Annotated in this window: 17 protein-coding genes; 6 read left to right on the top strand and 11 right to left on the bottom strand. The window is 71.8% G+C overall.

The features are described 5' to 3' along the window. Positions 1-59: 59 nt before the first annotated feature. A complete protein-coding gene (helR, locus tag AB0H12_RS29080) occupies positions 60-2,261 on the bottom strand; it encodes an RNA polymerase recycling motor ATPase HelR (RefSeq protein ID WP_499627077.1) in 2,202 nt (733 codons plus the stop codon). A 425-nt stretch (positions 2,262-2,686) separates the two neighbouring features. On the opposite strand from helR, the gene AB0H12_RS29075 reads away from it, so the two are divergent. Next, positions 2,687-4,138, top strand: coding sequence for a glycoside hydrolase family 43 protein (locus AB0H12_RS29075; protein ID WP_499627075.1), 1,452 nt, complete (start codon positions 2,687-2,689; stop codon positions 4,136-4,138). Positions 4,139-4,181: 43 nt separating this feature from the next. On the opposite strand, the gene AB0H12_RS29070 is transcribed toward AB0H12_RS29075, so the two are convergent. The 6 genes from AB0H12_RS29070 to AB0H12_RS29045 form a co-directional block, all read right to left on the bottom strand. Further along, on the bottom strand, positions 4,182-5,366 hold the full coding sequence (locus tag AB0H12_RS29070; RefSeq protein WP_499627074.1) for a glycoside hydrolase family 88 protein: 1,185 nt from the start codon (positions 5,364-5,366) through the stop codon (positions 4,182-4,184). 40 nt (positions 5,367-5,406) lie between these two features. After that, positions 5,407-6,093: a YesL family protein gene (locus AB0H12_RS29065; RefSeq protein ID WP_499627072.1), complete on the bottom strand. Its 687-nt coding sequence runs from the start codon at positions 6,091-6,093 to the stop codon at positions 5,407-5,409. A 5-nt stretch (positions 6,094-6,098) separates the two neighbouring features. Next, positions 6,099-7,007, bottom strand: a complete 909-nt coding sequence (locus AB0H12_RS29060) for a carbohydrate ABC transporter permease (RefSeq protein ID WP_499627070.1) — start codon at positions 7,005-7,007, stop codon at positions 6,099-6,101. Further along, entirely contained in the window at positions 7,007-7,927 is a 921-nt protein-coding gene (locus tag AB0H12_RS29055) for a carbohydrate ABC transporter permease (protein ID WP_499627068.1), read from the bottom strand. Before AB0H12_RS29055 ends, AB0H12_RS29060 begins: the two co-directional genes overlap by 1 nt. A gap of 76 nt (positions 7,928-8,003) precedes the next feature. Next, entirely contained in the window at positions 8,004-9,308 is a 1,305-nt protein-coding gene (locus AB0H12_RS29050) for an ABC transporter substrate-binding protein (protein WP_499627066.1), read from the bottom strand. Positions 9,309-9,370: 62 nt separating this feature from the next. Then, on the bottom strand, positions 9,371-11,332 hold the full coding sequence (locus AB0H12_RS29045; RefSeq protein ID WP_499627064.1) for a DUF2264 domain-containing protein: 1,962 nt from the start codon (positions 11,330-11,332) through the stop codon (positions 9,371-9,373). A 360-nt stretch (positions 11,333-11,692) separates the two neighbouring features. On the opposite strand from AB0H12_RS29045, the gene AB0H12_RS29040 reads away from it, so the two are divergent. Continuing rightward, positions 11,693-12,802: a LacI family DNA-binding transcriptional regulator gene (locus AB0H12_RS29040; protein WP_499627062.1), complete on the top strand. Its 1,110-nt coding sequence runs from the start codon at positions 11,693-11,695 to the stop codon at positions 12,800-12,802. A gap of 6 nt (positions 12,803-12,808) precedes the next feature. Here AB0H12_RS29040 and AB0H12_RS29035 read toward each other — a convergent pair whose 3' ends face one another. Both AB0H12_RS29035 and kduI read right to left on the bottom strand, forming a co-directional pair. Next, complete coding sequence (locus AB0H12_RS29035; RefSeq protein WP_499627060.1) at positions 12,809-13,579, bottom strand: SDR family oxidoreductase; 771 nt, start codon at positions 13,577-13,579, stop codon at positions 12,809-12,811. Further along, positions 13,576-14,406 carry a 5-dehydro-4-deoxy-D-glucuronate isomerase gene (gene kduI / locus AB0H12_RS29030; protein WP_499627058.1) on the bottom strand — a complete coding sequence of 277 codons (831 nt, stop codon included), beginning with the start codon at positions 14,404-14,406 and terminating at the stop codon, positions 13,576-13,578. Before kduI ends, AB0H12_RS29035 begins: the two co-directional genes overlap by 4 nt. 139 nt (positions 14,407-14,545) lie before the next feature. Here kduI and AB0H12_RS29025 point away from each other — a divergent pair, with 139 nt between their 5' ends. Next, the gene (locus AB0H12_RS29025; RefSeq protein WP_499627056.1) at positions 14,546-15,652 is read left to right on the top strand and encodes a LacI family DNA-binding transcriptional regulator; all 1,107 of its coding nucleotides are present in this window, start codon (positions 14,546-14,548) and stop codon (positions 15,650-15,652) included. 33 nt (positions 15,653-15,685) lie between these two features. Here AB0H12_RS29025 and AB0H12_RS29020 read toward each other — a convergent pair whose 3' ends face one another. Further along, complete coding sequence (locus AB0H12_RS29020) at positions 15,686-16,636, bottom strand: sugar kinase (protein WP_499627224.1); 951 nt, start codon at positions 16,634-16,636, stop codon at positions 15,686-15,688. A 215-nt stretch (positions 16,637-16,851) separates the two neighbouring features. Between AB0H12_RS29020 and AB0H12_RS29015 the strand changes: the two genes are divergently transcribed. Further along, positions 16,852-18,150: a BNR repeat-containing protein gene (locus tag AB0H12_RS29015; protein ID WP_499627054.1), complete on the top strand. Its 1,299-nt coding sequence runs from the start codon at positions 16,852-16,854 to the stop codon at positions 18,148-18,150. A 36-nt stretch (positions 18,151-18,186) separates the two neighbouring features. On the opposite strand, the gene AB0H12_RS29010 is transcribed toward AB0H12_RS29015, so the two are convergent. Next, positions 18,187-19,605, bottom strand: coding sequence for a ricin-type beta-trefoil lectin domain protein (locus tag AB0H12_RS29010; protein WP_499627053.1), 1,419 nt, complete (start codon positions 19,603-19,605; stop codon positions 18,187-18,189). 243 nt (positions 19,606-19,848) lie between these two features. On the opposite strand from AB0H12_RS29010, the gene AB0H12_RS29005 reads away from it, so the two are divergent. Both AB0H12_RS29005 and AB0H12_RS29000 read left to right on the top strand, forming a co-directional pair. After that, positions 19,849-20,787 carry a carbohydrate ABC transporter permease gene (locus tag AB0H12_RS29005; RefSeq protein ID WP_499627051.1) on the top strand — a complete coding sequence of 313 codons (939 nt, stop codon included), beginning with the start codon at positions 19,849-19,851 and terminating at the stop codon, positions 20,785-20,787. A 56-nt stretch (positions 20,788-20,843) separates the two neighbouring features. Further along, complete coding sequence (locus AB0H12_RS29000; RefSeq protein ID WP_499627221.1) at positions 20,844-21,653, top strand: carbohydrate ABC transporter permease; 810 nt, start codon at positions 20,844-20,846, stop codon at positions 21,651-21,653. The last annotated feature ends 9 nt before the right edge of the window (positions 21,654-21,662 follow it).

The raw sequence follows: 21,662 nt of genomic DNA, 5'->3' as shown, positions 1-21,662 counted from the left end.
ATCAGGCACCAGGGCGTCCGCGGCCGGCCCTCGGAGCCGGGCCGGCCGCACGCGAACCGCTAGGCCGACCGCCCACCGCCGGCGCCTGCCGGCGTCCCGATCTCCGCGAGACCGGCCAGGGCCCGCGGCAGCGGGTCCTGGTGCAGGACGCCGAGGCGCTGGGTGGCGCGGGTGAGCGCGACGTAGAGCTCGGCGGCGCCACGCGGGCCCTCGGCGAGGATCCGTTCCGGCTCGACGACCAGGACGGCGTCGTACTCCAGGCCCTTCGTCTCCGACGCGGGCACGGTGCCCGCCACGCCCACGGGCCCGATCACCACGCTGGTGCCCTCGCGACCGGCTTCGTCCCGGACGAACTCCTCGATGGCGGCGGGCAGCTCGTCCTCCGCGACCCGCCTCGACCACGGCCGCACGCCGCACGCGCGCACCGACTCCGGCGGCTGGACCGACGGCGCGAACTCGGCGAGCAGGGCGGCGGCGACGGACATGATCTCCGCCGGCGTGCGGTAGTTCACCGTCAGCGCCCGGTAGACCCAGCGGCCGGGCACGTACGGCTCCAGCATCGCGTCCCACGACGTCGCACCGGCCTCGGACCGGCGTTGCGCGAGGTCGCCGACCACCGTGAACGACCGGCCGGGGCAGCGCCGCATCAGCACCCGCCAGTCCATCTCGGACAGTTCCTGCGCCTCGTCGACCACGACGTGCCGGTAGGTCCAGTCGCGGTCGGCGGCGGCGCGCTCGACGAGTTCACGCGTGTCGCGCTCGAGGACCCGGTCCGCCAGGTCCTCGGCGTACAGCAGGTCCGTGGCGTACAGGTGGTCCTCGTCGTCCATCGAGTCCTGGCGGCCGTGCAGGCTGTCGAGCACGCCCTCGGCGAACTCGGCCTCGGCCTTGCGCCGGCGCTCGGCGGTGTCGTCGGCCGCCTGGTCCCGGCCGAGCAGGTCGACCAGCTCGTCGAGCAACGGCACGTCCGACACCGTCCAGGCCTCGCCGTCGGCACGCCACAACGCCTGGTCGGCGCCGGCCGCCCGCAACCGTTCGGCTGACGTGTACAGCGAGGCCAGCAGCGAGGCCGGCGTCAGGACCGGCCACAGCTCGTCGAGCACGGCGACGAACCCGTCGTCCTCCGCGAGCTCCTTGACCAGGTCCGCCCGCACGCGTTCCCAGGCTTCCTTGTTGTCCCGGGTCAGCCAACCCTTGCCGAGCCTGCCGATCGCCCGTTCGGTCAGCACGTACGTGATGATCTCGCCGAACACGGCGCGGGCCTCGTTGTGCGGCAGCCCGCTCGCGCGCGCCTCCTCCCTGGCCCACTCCGCGGTGGCGGCGTCGATCCGCGCCGTGCCGCCACCCAGTTCGAGCGTCACCGGCTCCTCCGGCAGCCGCTGCCGGTCGGCGACCGCCGCCGCGAGCACGTCCAGGATCTTCAGCGAGCCCTTGAGCCGGGCGGCTTCGGGCGTGTCGTCGGCCGTGACGCGCAGTCCGGGCACCAGGTCGCCCGGCGTCATGAACACCACGTCGGACTCGCCGAGCGACGGCAGCACGCGGCCGATGTGGTTCAGGAACGCCGGGTTGGGCCCGACCACCAGCACACCGTGCCGCTCCATCCGCTCGCGCTGGGTGTAGAGCAGGTACGCGACGCGGTGCAGCGCGACCACGGTCTTGCCGGTGCCCGGTCCACCCTCGATCACCAGCACGCCGGGGTGGTCGAGCCGGATGATCTCGTCCTGCTCGGCCTGGATCGTCGCCACGATGTCGCGCATGCCCTCGCCGCGCGGCGCGTTGACCGCCGCGAGCAGGGCCGCGTCACCCCGCTCGCCGCCGTCGGGCCGGCCGAGCACCTCGTCGGTGTAATCGGCCACCAGGCGACCGCGGGTGTGGAACTGGCGGCGCCGGCGCATGTTCTCCGGGTTCGCGGCGGTGGCGACGTAGAACGCGCGCGCCGCCGGCGCGCGCCAGTCGAGCAGCGCCGGCTCGTACTCGTCGTCCTCGTCGAACAGCCCGATCCGCCCGATGTACGAGCGCTCGCCCGTGAGGGTGTCCAGCCGGCCGAAGCACAGCCCGTTGTCGGCCACGTCCAGCCGCTTCGCCTCCTTGGCCAGCGTGCGCACCTCGACGTCGCGTTCCATGGGCGTGCCGCCGGTGCCGCGCAGCGCGGCGTCGAACTCCACCTTCACCCGCGCGCGTTCGGCGTCCAGCCGCCGGTAGAGCCCGGCCACGTAGCCCCGCTCGGACCGCAGTTCCTCTTCGTACCCCTGAGTTGACACATGCCCCTCACAGCGCTAACGTGGTCTTAGGTTCGGCGGGTTCTCCAGTCCACTTCGGAGCGCACGCCGATTTTCTATTGTCCGGCCCCTGTCAAGCCCCCTGGCACATCGCACAGGTGCGGGCGTCTCGCCGGACCGGGCGTCGGGGATGTCGACCACCCGTCCGCCGCACGCGCACGAGTCGCCGTCGAAAGTGCCGCAGAGCGCTCGCGTCCCCCAGCGCCCGCCCCCGCACCCCGCCTGTGGCGCGAAGGCCCACGCCGCCCCTTGATGTTAACGCGAACATCTAACATACTCGCCGCTGAAGCGTGAGGGTGCTCACAGCTACTCCCGGGTGCCCGCACGCGTTGTTAGCGCTCACCCACGCCGCCGAGCACCGCACCGCCCCGATCGTGAACCACCCCCGTGATCAAGGGAGATCACCCGTGCCACGAACACTGACGAGGATCGGCGCGCTGGTCGCCGCCGTCGCCCTGCTGTTCACCTCCTGGTCGGTGACGACCGACCGGCGCGCCGAGGCTCTGGAGCCGTTCACCGGCTACCTGATGGCGCACTTCACCGGCGAGCACTCGACCGGCGAGCAGATCTACCTCGCGCACAGCCGCGACGGCCTGCGCTGGACCGACCTGAACAACGGCGCGCCCGTGCTGCTGTCCACCGTCGGCACGCGCGGCGTGCGCGATCCCGCGCTCGTCCGCTCACCCGCCGGCGACCGGTACTGGATCATCGCCACCGACCTGCGCATCGCGAGCGGCACGTCGTGGTCCGACGCCGCCAACCGGGGCAGCAAGTCCCTGGTCGTGTGGGAGTCGACCGACCTGGTCACCTGGTCCGCGCCACGGCTGCTGAACGTCGCGTCCGGCATCTCCGGCGCGGGCAACGCCTGGGCGCCGGAGGCCATCTACGACCCCGCGTCCGGCGAGTACGTCGTCTACTGGGCGACCAACGCGCCGCTCAACGGCGTCACCAAGCACCGCATCTACTACGTGCGCACCAGGGACTTCCGGACCGTCACCTCGCCGGTGCTCTACATCGACCGCGGCGCGGGCCAGGGCATCATCGACACCCAGATCGTCGAATCGCCCGGCAGCGTCGGCGGCTACCGCTACTACCGGGCCTCCGCCGACGGCCACATCACCGTCGAGGGCAGCAACTCGATCCTCGGCTCGTGGACCACCATCGGCAACCTCTCGCACATGGGCATCTCCAACGGCACCGGCGGCGGCAACGTGGTCGAAGGTCCGATGTGGATGCAGTTCAACGGCCGCAACGAGTGGGCGCTGTGGCTGGACCAGTACGCCACCGGCCGCGGGTACATGCCGATCACGTCGACCAACCTGGGCAGCACCCGCAACTTCACCACCCGCACGGACTACAACCTGGGCGCCACCCGCAAGCGGCACGGCTCGATCCTCAACCTCACCGCCGCCGAGGAGAGCCGAGTCCTGGCCAAGTGGGGCACGACCACCCCGGTCAACCGCATCCAGTCCTACAACTTCCAGGACCGGTACGTGCGCCACGCCGACTTCGACGTGCGCATCGACCCGAACGTCAGCCCCGCCCAGGACGCCCAGTTCCGGGTGATGCCCGGTCTGGCGGGCTCCGGGACCGTGTCGTTCCAGTCGGTCAACTACCCGGGCTACTACCTGCGGCACAACAACTACGACTTCGTGCTGGCGGCGGACGACGGCAGCGCGACGTTCAAGGCCGACGCCACGTTCCGCCAGGTGGCCGGGCTCGCCTCGTCGTCCTGGTCGTCGTTCCAGTCCTACAACCACCCGGACCGGTACCTCCGGCACTACGCCTACCAGCTCCGGCTCGACCAGATCACCGACGCGACGGGTCGCGCGGACGCCACGTTCCGGCTGACCAGCTGACGACGTGGGGGTGGGCGCTCGACGACGCCCACCCCCCGTCACGTCACCAGTAGCTGCGCCAGTCGGACCGCAGCCGCCGGCTCAGGGCTTCCAGGTAGAAGTAGTCGCCCCAGAGGCTGCCCTCGTCCACCCCGACGTTCTTGGGCTTGTCGTAGACGCCGTGCAGGAGCAGCGCGGTGGCGCCGGGGTCGTGCGCGGTCGAGTACGCGGTGGCCAGGCTGTCCAGGATGGCGTCGGCCTCGGCGCGGTAGCGCAGGGCGGCGTCCCGGTCGCCCACGTGGTCCGCGAGCTCGTACAGGCCGCACACGGCGATGGCGGCGGCCGAGGAGTCGCGCTCCTCCCCGCTGCCGTCGTCGAACACCAGGTCCCAGTAGGCGATGCGGTCCTCCGGCAGGCGGGTGAGGAAGTAGTCCGCGCAGCGCCTGGCCGCGTCGAGGAACGACTCCCGCCGCGCGTGCCGGTAGCCGAGGGCGAACCCGTAGATGCCCCACGCCTGCCCGCGTGCCCAGCAGGAGCCGTCCTGGTGGCCCTGCTCGGTGCCGCCGCGCAGCGGCTCGCCGGTCTCCGGGTCCCAGTAGTAGGTGTGGAACGTGGTGCCGTCCGGGCGGATGACGTGCTGTCGCAGCTGCTCGGTGTGGCGGATGGCGGCGTCGAAGAACGACGGCGTGCCGGTCGTCTCGGCCGCCCAGTACAGCAGCGGCACGTTCATCAGGCTGTCGATGATCGTGCGACCGCGTTGCAGCGGGTTCTCCAGGTCGCCCCAGGCCTGCAGGATGCCCGCGGGTTCCAGGAAGCGGTCCATCAGGTGGTTCGCGGCCTTCAGCGCGGCTTCACGTGCCCGCGCGTCCCCCAGCAGCCGGTACGGCGTCACGCACGACAGCGTGTAGAGGAACCCGAGGTCGTGGGTGTCCAGGTCGATCTCGCGCCGGACCCGGTCCTCGAAGCTGTCGACCTGGAGCCGCGCGGCCCGCCGCACGGCGTCGTCGCCGGTGGCCTCCCAGGCCAGCCACAGCATCCCCGGCCAGAAGCCGGTGGTCCACCCGACGTTCGCCCCCTCGGGTTGGCCGTCGCGGGCCGTGCGCGGCCGGTACGCGCCGGCGGTGGTCGTGTCGTCCGGGTACCAGGCGGTGAAGTCGGCGATGTTGCCCCTGACGGTCGCCAGGGCGGCGTTCCAGGCCGCGGCCAGGTGGTCGGTGGTCGGTGCGGCGCGGTCTGCTTCCGCGGACATGGTTCTCCCTCAGAACGGGTGACGGAACAGCGGGCGCGGGTCAGCGCGCCGCGACAGAACGCGGGTCGGGCCCGGGGCCCGGGACGACGCGGAGCGGCCGGAGGGTCGCGCGACTGCCCACCCAGACGACGTACAGCGCCGGGCCGGTCAGCAGGGCGAGCGCCGGCACGGGCAGGGCGCCGACGGCCGCCGCCAGCACCCACAGCGCCACCAGCGAGACCGCGGTGAGGTGCGGGCGGCGCAGCGCCAGGAACAGGCAGGCCCGCACCAGGCGCCGCAGCGGCACGTCGGGGTGCTCGACCACGCCGGTGAGCGCCACCAGCGCGGTCACCGCGGTGAGCACCGCGAGCACGGCCAGGACGGGGATCGCGACGGCGCCGACGGGTGTGCCCCACGCCGCGCGGATGTCCACCGCCAGCACGACCAGGAGGGCGGACGCGGCGCCGGCCACGATCACGGACCGGCGGGCGTGCCGGCGCCAGGCGCGCAGGAAACCGCGCACGACCGGTGCGCCGTCGTCCCGCGCGGTCGAGCCGAACACGGCGTGCGCGGCGGCGAAGGCCGGGCCGACGAACGGCGCGGTCAGCACCAGCAACGGCCAGCTGGCCGTGACCGGGGTGAACAGCAGCACGGCCAGGAACGGCGCGCTCGTGCCCACCACGAGCGCACTGGTGGCCAGCAGCGCGTAGGCGGTGGTGAACACCCGCGCGTAGATCTCGTGCGACACGGTCGTCAGCCCTTCAGCCCGCTGGTCGCGACACCCTGGACGAAGTACTTCTGCCCGAGGAGGAACACCACCGCGATCGGCACCACGGACAGCACCGAGCCGGTCATGATCAACGCGTGCTCGGCGTTGTACTCGCTGACGAACGACTTCAGCCCCAGCTGGATCGTCCACAGGTCCGGGTCGCGCAGGTAGATCAGCGGACCGAGGTAGTCGTTCCAGGTGGTGACGAAGGTGAGCAGGGCCAGGCTGGCGAGGGCGGGCACGGACAGCGGCAGCATGATCCGGAAGTAGATGCCGTACTCGCTGAGGCCGTCCACCCTGGCGGCCTCGCACAGCTCGTCGGGGATGGTCAGGTAGTACTGCCGCATCAGGAACACGCCGAAGGCGCTGAACGCCTGGAGGGCGATGACGGCCCACGGCGTGTTGGTCAGGCCCACCTCGGACATCATGATGAACTGCGGGATCATGTACGCCTGCCACGGCACCGCGATCGTGCCGATGTAGAGCAGGAACAGCAGGTTGCGCCCCGGGAAGCGGGCCTTGGCGAACCCGTACGCGGCGAAGCTGCCGGTGAACAGCTGGAGCACGGTGACGACCACCGAGAGGAAGACGGTGTTCTTCAACCACACCAGCATGTCCGAGATCCGCCAGATCTCGACGTAGTTCGCCCACTGCGGCGAGTCCGGGAACCAGGTCACGGGGACGGAGAAGACGCCGTTGGCGGTCTTCAGCGAGGACGAGACCATCCAGAAGAACGGCAGCAGCAGCCCGGCCGCCGCCACCACGAGGACGGCGTAGCCCAGGATCCTGCCCGGCGCGGGGAACCGCGTGCCGCTCCGCTCGGGCGGCGCGGCGGGCCCGGCGCCGACCGTCCCGGGCGCGGCGAGGTCTGGCAGTGTGCGCGGCGCGGCCATCAGGCGTTCCTCCTCCGGTTGACGGCGAACTGCACGATCGTGACCACCATGCAGAGCGCGAACAGCACGACGGAGATCGCGGAGGCGTAGCCGAACCGGTTCTCCACCAGGCCCTTCTGGTAGATGTACTGGGACAGCACCAGCGTCGACTGGCCCGGACCGCCGTTGGTCATCACGAGGATCAGGTCGAAGACCTTGAAGCTGCCGATGGTGAGCATCACCGTGACGAAGAACGTCGTGGGGCGCAGGCACGGCAGGGTCACGTTGCGGAAGCGCTGCCAGGCGTTCGCGCCGTCGATCCGGGCGGCTTCGTGCAGCTCCGGCGGCACGGTCTGCAACCCCGCGAGGAAGAGCAGCATGTAGTAGCCCATCTCTCGCCAGATCCCGACGATGATCACGGCGGGCATCGCCCAGGTCGAGGACGCGGTCCAGCCCGGCGGGTCGTCCACCCCGAACAGGCCGAGGATCTGGTTGACGGGGCCCGCGTCGCGGCTGAACAGCAGGTTCCACGCGATGGCGATGGCCACGATCGAGGTGACGTACGGGAAGAACGCGGCGGTGCGGAAGAACGCGACGCCGCGCAGCTTCCGGTTGAGCAACAGCGCAAGGCCCAGCGACAGCGCGAGCGTGAGCGGGATGTGGAACGCCGAGTAGTACAGCGTGTTGAGCAGAGCCCGGTGGAAGCTCGCGTCACCGAGCAGGCGGGTGAAGTTGTCCAGCCCGATCCACTTGGCGGTGCCGAAGACGTTCCAGTTGGTGAACGAGATGTAGAACAGGGCGACGACCGGGCCCAGGGTGAGCAGGCCGAAGCCGAGGAAGTTCGGCAGGACGAACGACGCGCCCTGCAGTGACCGGCGCGCCCGGTACCACCGCTTCGTCCGGTCCGCGCTGCGCGGACCGCCGACCGTCGTGGTGCTCATCGGCTCTCTGTGCTCCTGCGTAGGTGGTGTGCTGGTGGTGGCGCGGGCTCGGGGACGCCGAGCCCGCGCCGAGCGGTCACTTGGACTCGAGGACCTCGCTGCGGGCCCGCTCGCCCGCCTTGGTCAGCGCCTCGTCCACCGGCGTGCTCCCGGACATGATCGCCGAGTGCGTCTCCTGCAGGATGTTCTGCAACGCGGCGGTCTGCGCCGAGACGGGGTTCTCCGCACGGGTGTCGTGCGTGGTGAAGGTGAACTTGGACAGCTCGTCCGCCGGCATGCCCTGCACGGCGAAGTACGCCTGGACCACGGGGTCGGTCAGCGTCGCGGGCGTGATGCCGATGGAGGCGAGCGCGGTGGCCGCGCCCTCGCCCGCGGCGAAGGTCAGGAACGCCTTGGCCGCCTTGGTCTTGCCCTCGTCGATGGCGGCGTTGACGCCGATGCCGGTGGGGTCGCCGAACGTGATCGGCTTGTCCTTGGCGCCCGCGTCGGCTTGGGGCGCCGGCGCGAAGCCCCACTGGAACGACTGCGCGGCGCCGGACTTCTGCTGCGCGAGCAGGGTAGCGACGTACCAGCTGCCCATCAGCATCATCGCGGCCTGCTGGGTGCCGAACTGCGCCTGGTACTGGAGGGTGTTCGTGGTGGCCGTGCCGTAGTCCACCTGCGCGCCGGCCTGCTGCTGCTCCAGCGCGCGCTTGTAGTAGGGCGCCAGGTAGCCGTAGTCACCGCTGCCGAGGTCGGCGCCCGACGTCTGGGCCAGCGCGAGGCCCTGCACCGTCGACTGCCAGACGTGCTGGTAGGCGGCCTTGGCCGGGGAACCCGCGGCCTTCAGGCCCGCCGCCAGGTCCGCCGAGGCCTTCTCGTACTCCGTCCACGTCCACGTCTCGTCGGGCGGCGTCACGCCCGCCGCCGTGAAGAGGTCCTTGTTGTAGTAGAGGTACCAGGAGTCCTGGCGGTAGGGCACGGCGTAGGTGACACCGTCCACCTTGTAGTTGCCGAGGCCGTTGACCTTGTCGCCGAGGCCACCGGCGACGTCCGACACGTCCAGCAGCTGATCGCCGGCCTGGTAGGTGATGAAGTTCTTGAGGTTCTTGAGGATGTAGAGGTCGGGCCCGCTGCCGGCGGCCAGGTCCGCGGTCAGCTGCGTGTCGTAGTTGGTGGCGTCGTACTCCTTGAACTCGATCTTCACGTCCGGGTTCTGCGCCTGGAACGACTCGGCGAGCTTCTTGAACTCGGGGGTGGAGTTCAGGCTCCACGCGCTCATCGTCAGCGTGACCGGGCCGCCGCTGTCGGCGGGTTCGTCGGCGCCGCAGGCGGAGGCGGTGAGCGTGAGGGCGGTGACGGCGGCCGCGATGGCGGTCCACTTGGGATGGCGGTGTCGCATGGTCCTTCACTTCCTGGTCGAGCCACGGGGAGAACGGGCAGCGCGGGTGGGGTGCCCGCCGGTCAGGACAGCGCGACGCGGGTGCGCGCGCCGTCGGGCCACCGGGTGGTGACCCAGGTCGTCGGCCCGGGGTCGAGCCGGACCTCGGGTTCGACGGACCAGGGGCGGGCGCCGCGCGCCAGGTCCAGCAGGACGGCGAACCACTCGCCGGGCACGACGGGGAACTGGGCCCACGGGACCGCGGCGACCGGTCCCAGGGGGCCTGCGTCCTCGTGCGTGGACACACCCGAGTCGGTGGTCTGCCCCAAGAGGACGGTCAGCGTCGAGCGCGTGCCGTCGTCGCCCCGGGCGCACGGCGGTTCGGTGGACCGGAGGTCGACGCCCGCGCCCGCGACGGCCCACCCGGACAGCCTCAGGGCCACCGGTGGGCGGTCCTCGGCGACGGCGTCCACGCGGACCAGGCGGACTTCCCACGCACCGCGGACGAACGAGCGCACGGTGACGGCGCCCGCGTCGTGGTGGCGGCCCGACCAGCCGGATCCGTGACCTTGCTGCGCCTCGTCGGGCTCCAACCAGCGCACGACACCGGACGAGGATCCGACGCCCACGGTGAGGCCGTGCGCGTCGACCACCTCGGTGGCGCCGACCGCCATGCCGGACCGGTGGGACGTCCGACCGTCGGCGTCGACCAGCACGACGGCCTGGTCGTGCGGGTCGGCCCAGCTGTCGCGGTCGAGCAACGGGCTGGTCGCGGTGGAGTAGCCGAAGCGGGCGTAGAGCGGGGAGTCGCCCCTGGTGTCACCGGGGACCGCGTGGTCCGTGCCGTGGTTGACGACCCGCACCACACCGTCCGCGACCGTGCCGCTCACCAGCCAGCCCGGCGCCTTGATCGCCCGCACGTAGTCGCCCCGCTCGACCGGCAGCGGCAGTTCCTCGGCCAGCCACACCGGGTGGTCGGCGGGCAGGGCCAACCCGAGCATGCCCTTCACCGCCCAGTACGGCGAGCCCGGACCCGAGTACGCCTGCGCGATGCGCGGCCACCGCCCGTGCCAGCCGAGGGACAGCAGGCCGTGCTCGTCGAGCGCGCCCCGGTCGACGAAGTGGCGCACGACGCTCGTCGCCGCCCGGCGCAGCACCCCGGGTGGCGTGGACGGCACCTCGGCGAGGGCGCCTGCCCAGAACGGGGCGGCGGCGGCGAACCGGTAGGTCAGGCTGCGGCCCTGCACGAGCGGCGACCCGTCCGCGCCGACCAGGCTGACGGCGTCGAGCAGGAAGCGGTCGAGCAACGCCGTGTCCCGTTCGCGGCGCGCCTCGGCGAAGCCGGCCGCGCCGGGCATCCGCGACCACAGCAGCGGGTAGACGTGCAGCGCCCAGCCGACGTAGTGGTCGAACGCGCGCTCGTGGCCGTCCGCCATCCAGGCGTCCTCGCGGAGGAAGCCGTCGTGGGTGGCGAGGTCCTCGGCGACGTCCTCGGGCGACCAGGGACCGCCGACCGACCGCAGGAACGCCTGCACCACCAGCCGGAACCACACCCAGTTGATGCGCGGGTAGGTCGGGTCGCCCACGGCGGGCGAGAGGTAGGCGACGACCCGCTCCTGGACGGCCGGGTCGAGGCGGTCCCACAGCCACGGGCGGGTCAGGTCGAGGGCGAGCGCCAGCGAGGCGGCTTCGACCTTGGCCTGCGCGTGCTCGTCCAAGCGCACCCAGCGGTCCGGGGACGACGGGTCGGTGCCCGTCGCGATGCCCTCGGCGTAGAACTCGGCGAGGTTGCCCGGGTCGGCTCCGCGTTCGCCCGCGATCCGGAAAGCCGCGAGCAGGAACGTGCGGGCGAAGCCCTCCAGGCCGTCCACGTCGGTCCCGTAGCCGCCGGCCGGTCCGGGCAGGGTGATCCGCGCGTGACCGGGTGAGGCGAAGGGGCGGACCGCGCGCAGCATGGCGTCGGCTGTGCCCGCCCACTCCTCGCGGGTCCACCCCGCGATCGGGGTCGGTGGTGCGGCGGCCCTCAACAGGGGTTCCGGCGGCATGTGACTCGTCCTTCAGCGTCGAAGGCGTTCGATCAAACGGTGCACAGTTACTTTCGTTTTTGATCGCTTTGCCTGTTAAGCAGTAAATACGTTCACGAGCGATCGTGTCAAGACTCACATGATCGCTCTTCGCACGCGTCCGCACGGGGCGCCGCGCGCGGACCGGCCGGTCGCCGTGGGGTGTCACGGCGAGTCGCCCACATAATTGGGGTCACGATCAACGACGAGAGGACCTGCGGTGACGAAAGCGCGGATGGGGGACGGTGCGACCGGCGCGAAGCGGGTGACGGCCCGGCCGACCACAGGACGCGGGCTCCACGCCACGGCGCCGTCGCCCCGCGCCACCGCGGCGGACGCGTCGTGAACCCCGAGGCCCGCACGCTCGCCGCCAGGAGGCACGCGTCGATCCTGGAGGCGCTGCGCCGGGACGGCACGGTCCGGATCTCCGACCTCAGCGAGAAGATGGGCGTCACCGCCGTGACGCTGCGCCGCGACATCGCCCACCTCGACGGCGAGGGCCTCCTGCGCCGGGTGCACGGCGGTGCCACGCTACCCACCGCGGACCTCCTGCCGCCCGCGGCCCGGCCGTCGGACGCCCCGGCGGAGCCCGCGCACGTCGGCGCCGCGGGCATGCTGGTCCCCTCGCTCGACTACTACTGGCCGGAAGTGGTCCGCGGCGCGGAGGAGGAGGCGTCCGCGAACGGGCTGCGGATCCTGCTCCGGGGTTCGTCCTACGAGAGCGCCGACGACCGGCCCCAGCTGGAGCGCCTGCTGGACCACGAGGACGTGTGCGGGCTGATCGCCGCGCCGAGCCTGACCGCGCCGTCGGCGGCGGCCACGATCGAGTGGCTGAGCACCATCGACACCCCGGTCGTGCTCGTCGAGCGCGTGGCGACGGTCGGCCCGCGCCAGGCCGTCGTGGAGTCGGTGGTGTCCGACCACGCCCTGGGCGCGGCCATGGCCGTGCACCACCTCGTGTCCTTGGGCCATCGCAAGGTCGGCCTGGTGACCAGCGAGAACAGCCCGACCTCCCCGCACGTGCGCCGGGGCTGGCTCGACACGTGCGCCGAGACCGGCCTCGACCCGGGGTCCACCGTGGACACCTCGATCCCGACGCCCGGCACGGCCGGGTGGGACACGGCGCTGGACGACGTGCTCGACGGGTTGGCCGCGACCGGCACCACGGCGGTGCTCGTGCACGCCGACACCGAGGCGATGGCCCTGGTCCAGCGCGCCGAGCAGCGCGGCGTGCAGGTGCCGTCCGGGTTGTCGGTGGTGGCCTACGACGACGAGGTGGCGGCGCTGTTCACGCCGGCGCTCACCGCCGTGCGCCCGGCGCGGCGCTCCATCGGCCGGGCGGCGGTGTCGCTGCTGGCCGCGCGGCTGCGGGACCCGGACCGACCGTCGCACCGGGTGGTGATCACCCCGTCCCTGCGCGTGCGCGGCTCGTCGGTCCCCCCACCCGGCTGACCGCACCTACCGCGCCAACCAGCCGCCGTCGACCGGGAGGACGACGCCGTGGACGTAGTCGGCCGCGCGGGAGCACAGGAACAGCACCGCGCCCGCGATGTCCTCCGGTTCGGCCCAGCGCCCCGCCGGTATGCGTTCGAGGATGGACCGGTTGCGGTCCGGGTCCGCCCGCAGGGCGCCGGTGTTGTCGGTGGCGACGTAGCCCGGCGCGACGGCGTTGACGTTGACGCCGCGGTGGGCCCACTCGTTGGCCAGGGCCTTGGTCAGGCCGGCCACCGCGGACTTCGACGCCGTGTAGCCGGGCACGGTGACACCGCCCTGGAAGCTCAGCATCGACGCGATGTTGACGATCCGGCCCGAGCCGCGGGCCAGCATCGCGCGGCCGACGTCCCGCGACAGCGTCCAGGTGGCGCGCAGGTTGACGTCGATCACGTGGTCGAAGTCGGCGTCGCTGTGCTCGGCGGCGGGCGCGCGGCGGATCGTGCCGCCGTTGTTGACCAGCACGTCCACGCCCCGGCCGGCCAGCAGCGCGCCCAGCTCCGCCACTTGCGCGTGATCGGCGAAGTCGGTCCGCACGGGGGTGAACACCCGGCCCTCGCCCTCGACCGCGGCCCGTGCCGGGCTGTCGCCCTCGGGCATGGACGCGCCGACGCCGACCACGTCCGCGCCCGCGGCGGCCAGCAGCCGTGCGACGGCGAGCCCGATGCCGCGCGTCGCACCGGTGACGGCGGCGGTCTTGCCGGTCAGGTCGAGCAGGCCGGCCACCTCCGGCGTCATCGCAGTGCCGCCGCGGGGTGCGGGTCCATGTCGTCGAACGCCTGGTTCTCGCCCGCCATGGCCCAGACGAAGCTGTACGCGGCGGTGCCGACCCCGCTGTGCACGGACCACGGCGGCGAGATCACCGCCTGGCGGTCGGCCACGACCAGGTGCCGGGTCTCGCTCGGCTCGCCGAGCAGGTGCACGACGCGGGCGTCCTCGGGCAGGCCGAAGTAGAGGTACACCTCCATGCGGCGCTCGTGGGTGTGCGCGGGCATGGTGTTCCACATGCTGCCGGGGTGCAGCGTCGTCACGCCCATCACGACCTGGCAGCTGCGGACGCCGTTCTCGTGGATGTACTGGGTCAGCGTCCGGCGGTTCGACGTCAGCGGGTCGCCCAGCTCGCGCACGGTGCCGGCGCCCGGCTCCACCAGCACGGTCGGGTAGGAGGTGTGCGCGGGCGCGGAGAACAGGTAGAAGGCGGCGGGCGCGTCGGCGTCGTCGGAGGCGAACGACACCTCCTCGGCGCCGCGGCCGACGTACAGGCAGGCGGTCGGCGCGAGCCGGTGCTCCTCGCCGTCGACGGTCACCGTGCCCGGTCCGCCCACGTTGACGATCCCGGCTTCGCGGCGGTCGAAGAACCGCTCCGACTTCAGCTCCGGGAACGCGGGCAGGTGCAGCGGGCCGCCGCGCGGCAGCGCGCCCACCAGCACGACCCGGTCGTGGTGGCTGTGCACCGCGCGCACCTCGCCGTCGGCGAACAGGTCTTCGACCAGGTAGTGCCGTCGCAGGTCGTCCGTGGTCATGGACGGGACCTGCTGCGGCGCGGTCGCGTAGCGCTGCTCCACGTTGCGTTGCCTTCCTTCGGTTCGTTTCAGTCAGTTGAGGATCGGAAACAGTCAATCTCAGACACAAAGGAAGGGCAAGACTGTACAGTTTGCTTGTTACGATCAGTTTCGATCAGGATGACGAGGCGAGCAGGCGGTCATGGCGGACAAACCGGGTGCGGAGGCCAAGGGCGCGATGCTGCCCGCCGCCCGACGGCAGTGGCTGCTGGAGCACTTGGCGGGCCGGGGCGTCGTGCGCATCACGCACATCGCCCAGGCCATGGGCGTCACGCCGGTCACCGTGCGGCGGGACGTGAACGACCTGGCCGCCGAAGGGCTGGTGGAACGCGTGCACGGCGGCGTCAGGCTGGTCGCCGGGCAGGCTGAGGCGACCGGCGAGGACTCGACGCCGGCGATCGGGATGGTCGTGCCGTCGCTGGACTACTACTGGCCCGAGGTCATCCGCGGCGCGCAGGACACCGCGCACCAGAAGTGCGCGCGGCTCGTGCTGCGCGGCGCGTCCTACCAGGTCGACGACGTGCGACACCAGGTCGAGTGGATGATCGGCAGCGGCGCGGTCGACGCGTTGCTCGTCGCGCCGCCGACCCTGGGCCCGGGCTCCGAGGAGCTCCTCGCGTGGCTGACGGCCCTGCCCGTGCCGGTGGTCCTGGTGGAGCGCTCGGCGGTGTCCGGCCCGTACCGGCAGCACGTCGAGTCCGTGCGCACCGATCACGCGGCGGGCGCGGAGCTCGCCGTCCGCCACCTGCACGGCCAGGGGCATCGCGGCATCGGGCTCGCGATCAGCGCGACCAGCCCCACGTCCGGTCAGGTCCGCGACGGCTGGCGCCACGCGATGACCGACCTCGGGCTGCGGCCGGCGCCGGAGGTCAGCGTGGCCGCCTACTACGAGCCGGGATGGGCGGTCGACGTCGACCGGGTCCTGGACCTGTGCGCCGAGCACGAGGCCACCGCGCTGGTCGTGCACTCCGACCGCGAAGCGGTGTCGCTGGTGCAGCGCGCCGAGGAGCGCGGCATCCGGGTGCCCGCCGACCTGTCCGTGGTCGCCTACGACGACGAGGTCGCCAGGTTCGCCCACCCGCCGCTGACCGCGATGCGACCGCCGAAGTACGCCGTGGGCAGCACCGCCGTGCACTTGGCGCTGGAACGCCTGGCACAGGGCCCCGACCGGCCCGTGCGCCGGGTCGTCCTCAGCTCCGAACTGCGTGAGCGCGCGTCGACCGGCGCCCGTACGGAAGCACTGCGCTGATCACCGCACACGCGCCGGTCCGATCCTCCCGGCTCACCGCACGCCGGCGGCGCTGACGCGGGCGGCGGCCCACGTGGCCGGATCGGCGACGAGCAGCCGGGCCACGTCGGCCGGCGGCAGCGGCACGGCGACGTCGGACATCGTGCACAGCGCTCCGGCGGCGGCCAGGTGACCGGACCGGAGGCAGCGCGCGGGCGGGTTTCCTGCCAGGCGGCCCGCCAGGAAACCCGCGGCGAAGGCATCGCCCGCGCCGACCGGTTCGACGACGTCCACGCGCAACGCGGGCTCGAACACCGGCTCCGCACCCGCCGCCAGCACGGACGCGCCGGCCGCGCCCTGCTTGACGACCACCGTGCCGGGTTCGGGCAGCAGCTCGCGGACGGCGATCGGCGCGGACACGCCCCACAGCGCCTCGGCCTCGTCGTCGCCGACGAGGACGATGTCCGCCTTCGCGGCCAGCGAGCGCAGGACGTCCGGCCCCGACGGGGGCCACAGGGCCGGCCGCCAGTTGACGTCGAACGACGTCGTGACGCCGGGGTGGTCCAGCAGGGCGTGCACCAGCGCCAGGCACGACGGCGAGAGCGCGGCGGTGATGCCGGTCAGGTGCACGTGCGACACCGCGCCCAGGTCCAGCCGATCGACCACCTCCGGCCCGAGCGCGGACGCCGCCGAGCCGGCGCGGTAGTAGCGCACGGCGCTGCCGGTCCGGCCCGCTTCCTTGATGTAGAGGCCCGTGGGCCGGGTCGGGTCGACCGCCACGTGCGAGACGTCCACACCCGCCCGCGCCACGGACGCGACGACCGCCCGGCCGAACGGGTCGTCGCCCACCGCGCTCACCCAGCCGACGGGAACGCCGAGCGCGGCCAGGGCGCAGGCCACGTTGGACTCCGCGCCGCCGGTGCCCCGCGACCAGGTGCGCACCTCCTCGGGAGGCCCCGCTTCGGCGGGGGTGAACACGGCCATGGTCTCTCCAACGCACAGCACCGCGACCACTTCGACTCCTCCGGTCTCAGACGCGAACCAAACGATCGTAAACGATCAAATAGTGCTTGACTCGACCTAAACGATCGCACATGCTCGTCCGGCGGTGGACGGTGGTGGACCGACTCCGCGCACAAGCTGACGAGCACGGGGAACCGACGAGAGGACCGGCGATGGTGTCGGACACCGGGCGAGCGATCGGACCGAGGGCGACCTTGGTGTCCGACACCATGCTGGACCCGGCCGCGCTGTTCTTCGTGTCGTACGACGGCGTGGTCAACAACAACTCCTTCCAGCGCGACGCGATCGTCACCCACGCCGGTCACCAGTACGCGACCTGGTACACCGCCGACCGCAACGCCGTCGTGGCACGCAGGCGGCTCGGCGGCGCGTGGGAGAGCGTCGTGCTGCCGCACCGGCTGAGCGTCGACGACTCGCACAACGTGATCTCGCTCGGCATCTCCCCGCAGGACGGGACGCTGCACGTCGCGATGGACACGCACGACAACCGCGTCTTCTACGTGAAGTCGATCCCCGGCCTCACCACGCGACCGCTCCCCTGGAACGCGTCGGCGTTCGGCGCGGTGCAGCGGACGCTCGACGGCGTCGACCTGGGCGACCTGTCGTACCCGCAGTTCGTGGTGACCCCGGAGGGGGTTCTCCAGCTGAGCTACCGCACCGGCAGGTCCGGCAACGGCGTCAACGAGCTGGCCGAGTACGACGACGGGACCTGGCGGCGGTTGGGCGCCTGGAGTTCGGCCACCGGCGAGTACACCGGACCGAACGGCGTCGTGTCCACGAGGCGCAACATGTACTTGCACGGGCTGGACTACGACCGGCGCGGACGCCTGCACGCCGCCTTCACGTGGCGTGAGGACGACCCGGGCGTGCTGTGCGCCCCCGGCGGCCTGACCAACCACGACACCGGTTACGTCCACAGCGACGACCGGGGCCGCACCTGGCGCACCGGCGCGGGCGGCGTCGTGGGCACGACCGGCGGGGAGCCCGTGGCCGTCTCCTCCCCCGGCATCCTCGTCGACCACCTCGGCCCCGACCACGCGCTCATGAACCAGGAGAGCCAGGCCGTGGACTCGACCGGCACGCCGCACGTGGTGATCAGCTACGTGCCGGAGCGGTTCGCCCGCTGCGTGTCGGACTACGCCGCGCAGCGGGCTCGGCACGCCCGCACCTTCCACCTCACCCGCTCGGGCGACACGTGGACCAAGCGTGAGGTGCCCGTGCCGCCGAACAGCACCCAGCGCACGAAACTGGTCTTCGACCGCGCCGACAACGCCTACCTGGTGATGCCGCGCGGCCGGATCGTGGCGGCGAGCAGGGCCTCCGGGTGGACCGACTGGGCCCTGCTCTTCGACCGGCCGGCGATGAACGCGTTCGGCGAGGTCAACGTCGACCCGACGCGCGTCGCGGTCGACGGCGTCCTGTCCGTGCAGTACCAACAGGCCTCGTCGGGCGCCACGCCGTCGCCGATCCGGGTCGCGGACTTCCGGTTGCCCTGACCGGGTTCCCGCGTCGGCGGGAACCCGGTCAGCTCCTCAGCCGCGCCGCCAGACCTGGTTGGGCTTGCCGTTGCAGTGCCAGAACCCGACCGCGCTGCCGTTCGCGGTGGCCTCGCCGGTCACGTCGAGGCACAGGCCGGACTGGTTGTTGGTCACCGTGCCGTTCGACTGGAGGGTCCACTTCTGGTTCGCGCCGCCGTGGCAGTCCCAGATGATCAGCCGGGCTTCGGTGCCGCCACCGCCCTCGGCGTCGAGGCACTTGGCGCCGTAGACGCGCAGTTCCTGGGCTGCGGTGTGGGCCCACTGCTGGTTCGCGCCACCGTTGCAGTCCCAGAGCGTCGGCGCCGTGCCGTTCGTCCGGCTCGCGCCCGGAACGTCGAGGCACCGGTTGGACCCGGCCCCGCGCAGCACGCCGTCGGTCGGCGTCGTGGCGCCGCCGCCCCACGCCCACCGCAGCCGGTCGGCCCCGCTGGGGTTGGTGACGTCCAGGGTGAGGTTGGCGCCGCTGCCGCTCAGGGTGGTCAACGAGTAGCTGTCACCGGTGCGCAGCCCCGGCCAGTACACCGAGCCCATGCGCAGCGAGCGCAGGGTGTCGGTCGCGGCCTGGATGTAGGCGACCTCGTAGGAGCCGTTGACCGGACCGTTGTAGTTCAGGCCCGAGGTCATCTCGGCGCCGAACTCGTCCAGGACGGTGCGCGAGGCGCAGGTGCCGATGCGCGCCCGGAGGTCGTCGGCCCACTGCTGCGGGCTGGTCCAGTCCTTGTGCCAGAAACCGTACTGGTGCAGCGCGAGGTAGGTGCCGTCGAGCCGGCTGTCCGCGCACACCGGCTTGACGTCCTCGCTGTAGCCCGTGCCGCCGATGAACACGCGGCCGCGCGGCACGGACGGCCGGGCGGTCAACCAGGCCGCGGCGACGTCGCGCCACTCCTGGCTGCTGTAGCCGAACGGCTCGTTCATCGGCTCGAAGTACACCGCGCCGTTGGCCGCGTACTTCGTGGTGATCCGGTTCCACATCGTGTTGAACGCGGCGGTGTCGTCGATGCGGCCGTCCTTGGCCGTCGGGGACTCCCAGTAGCCCAGGATGACCTTGAACCCCTTGGCCGCGGCGGCGTCGATCGCACCGGTGTAGGAGTTCCAGAACGGGCCGTTGACGGTGGCCGGGTTCACCGGCAGGCGCACGGTGTTGGCGCCGAGCTTGGCCTGGAACTGCCCGATGACCGCGGTCGCCTTGGCGTGGGTGGTGGCGTAGCTGTCCGACTTGGACAACCCCGACGGCACGACCTCGTCGGCGGCGTAGTTGTCGCGCGGGTCGGCCCAGTTCACCCCCTTGAACCCGCTGGTGTCCGCGCCGGCGGGCGAGGCCGCCGCGGTCAGCAGCCCGGCCACGCCCAAGGCGCAGCCGACCGCCGCCACGACGCGGGACGAGCGTCGGCGTCGGGTGGGCGAAGAGTTCATCGTTGATCTCCTCATGAGTGGTGCCGAGTGGAGGGGACCTTGCGGAACACGTCATGTTTGCGCAAACATGACCGGCGGCCGCGCCAGTGTGTGACCCGGACGACAGCCTGTCAAGGGGGGCCGGTCGGGAACCCGCACCGGGCCCCGGGTCTCCTCGCCCCCTGGACAGGCCCGAACCGACGAGCTAGCGTCGGCCGCCAAATGTTTGCGTAAACATCACCGCCGTGGTCAACAGGAGAGACGATGACGTCCATCTCGGCGCCGGTCGAAGCGCCACCGGCACGTCCGGCACGTCCGGCGCGCAACGTCGGCCGCCTGCGCGTCGACCGGAAGGGTTGGCTGTTCGTCGCGCCGTTCCTGGCCGTGTTCGCGTTGGTGTTCCTGGCGCCGATCGTCTACGCGGTGTGGTTGAGCCTGTTCCGCGAGCAGGTGTTCTTCGGCGGCACGGAGTTCGTGGGGCTGGACAACTACGCGGCGGTGCTCGGGGACGGGAAGTTCTGGGAGTCGTTCCTGCGGGTGCTGCTGTTCCTGGTGGTCCAGGTGCCGGTCATGTTGGGGTTGGCGCTGGTGGCGGCGTTGGCGATCGACAGCGCCCGGCTGCACGCGGCGGGGTTCTTCCGGATCGTGGTGTTCCTGCCCTACGCGGTGCCGGCGGTGGTGGCGACGCTGATGTGGGGCTTCATCTACGGCGACAGCTTCGGCCTCACCGCGGACCTCAACAGGCTGTTGGGGGACAAGGTGGTCGCACCCCTGTCGGGCGACTGGATCCTGCTGTCCATCGGCAACATCGTGACGTGGGAGTTCGTCGGCTACAACATGTTGATCCTCTACTCGGCGCTCAAAGTCGTGCCGCACGACCTGTACGAGGCCGCCGCCATCGACGGGGCCGGCACGTTCCGGACGATCGCGAGCGTGAAGCTCCCGGCGATCCGGGGCGCGTTGATGATCGCGACGATCTTCTCGATCATCGGCAGTTTCCAGCTGTTCAACGAGCCGAACATCCTGCGGGCGTTGGCGCCCAACGTGATCGGCACCTTCTACACGCCGAACATGTACGCCTACACGCTGTCCTTCGGCGGCCAGCAGTACAACTACTCGGCCACGGTGGCGATCGTCATGGGCGTCATCACCGCCATCATCGCCTACGTCGTGCAGCTGCGCGGCTCCCGGAAGGGTGCGTGAGGACCGTGGCCCTGTCCCCGCTCCGACCCCGCAAGTCCCGCGTGCTGACCGCGGTGATGACCGTCTACCTGGTCTACACGCTGGTGCCGCTGGCGTGGTTGCTGATCAGCGCCACCAAGACCCAGCAGGACCTGCTGTCGACGTCCGGCCTGGCCTTCGGCGGCACGTTCGCGCTGTTCGACAACATCGGGCAGACGTTCACCCACGACAACGGGATCTTCCTGCGCTGGCTGGGCAACACCCTGCTCTACGTCGTCGTTGGCGCGGGCGGTGCGACCGCCCTGGCCACCGCCGCAGGCTACGGCCTGGCCAAGTACCGCTTCCGCGGCCGACGCGCCGTGTTCGCCGTGCTGCTGGGCGCGATCGCGATCCCCGGCACCGCGTTGGCCGTGCCGACGTTCCTGATGTTCAGCAACCTGGGCCTGACCAACACGCCGTGGGCGATCATCATCCCGTCCCTGGTCAGCCCGTTCGGCCTGTACCTGGTGTGGACCTACACCACCGAGGCCGTGCCCGACGAGCTGCTGGAGGCCGCCCGCATCGACGGCGCGGGCGAGCTGCGGATCTTCTTCACCGTCACGCTGCGCCTGCTCGCGCCGGGTGTGGTGACGGTCGCGCTGTTCGCGGTGGTGTCGACGTGGAACAACTACTTCCTGCCGCTGATCATGCTCAGCAAACCCGAGTGGTACCCGCTCACCGTGGGCCTGAACCAGTGGAGCGCGCAGGCCGCCGGTGTCGGCGCGCAGCCGATCTACCACCTCGTGATCACCGGTTCCGTCATCACCATCGTCCCGCTCGTCATCGCTTTCCTGCTGCTCCAACGCTTCTGGCAGTCGGGCCTGACCGCGGGCAGCGTCAAGCAGTAACCCTCTCCC

It is taken from the genome of Actinosynnema sp. NPDC023794, from assembly GCF_040639675.1.
In the GTDB taxonomy this organism is placed as follows: Bacteria; Actinomycetota; Actinomycetes; order Mycobacteriales; family Pseudonocardiaceae; genus Actinosynnema; species Actinosynnema luteola.
The sequence above is the reverse complement of the archived record's forward strand: the minus strand, read 5'-3'. Positions and strand labels throughout refer to the sequence as shown.

Coding starts and splice junctions, on each gene's coding strand:
- AB0H12_RS29070 (WP_499627074.1), bottom strand. CDS start 5,366: ATGTCCGCGGAAGCAGACCGCGCCGCACCGACCACCGACCACCTGGCC.
- AB0H12_RS29060 (WP_499627070.1), bottom strand. CDS start 7,007: ATGGCCGCGCCGCGCACACTGCCAGACCTCGCCGCGCCCGGGACGGTC.
- AB0H12_RS29055 (WP_499627068.1), bottom strand. CDS start 7,927: ATGAGCACCACGACGGTCGGCGGTCCGCGCAGCGCGGACCGGACGAAG.
- AB0H12_RS29050 (WP_499627066.1), bottom strand. CDS start 9,308: ATGCGACACCGCCATCCCAAGTGGACCGCCATCGCGGCCGCCGTCACC.
- AB0H12_RS29045 (WP_499627064.1), bottom strand. CDS start 11,332: ATGCCGCCGGAACCCCTGTTGAGGGCCGCCGCACCACCGACCCCGATC.
- AB0H12_RS29035 (WP_499627060.1), bottom strand. CDS start 13,579: ATGACGCCGGAGGTGGCCGGCCTGCTCGACCTGACCGGCAAGACCGCC.
- AB0H12_RS29025 (WP_499627056.1), top strand. CDS start 14,546: ATGGCGGACAAACCGGGTGCGGAGGCCAAGGGCGCGATGCTGCCCGCC.
- AB0H12_RS29010 (WP_499627053.1), bottom strand. CDS start 19,605: ATGAACTCTTCGCCCACCCGACGCCGACGCTCGTCCCGCGTCGTGGCG.
- AB0H12_RS29005 (WP_499627051.1), top strand. CDS start 19,849: ATGACGTCCATCTCGGCGCCGGTCGAAGCGCCACCGGCACGTCCGGCA.
- AB0H12_RS29000 (WP_499627221.1), top strand. CDS start 20,844: ATGACCGTCTACCTGGTCTACACGCTGGTGCCGCTGGCGTGGTTGCTG.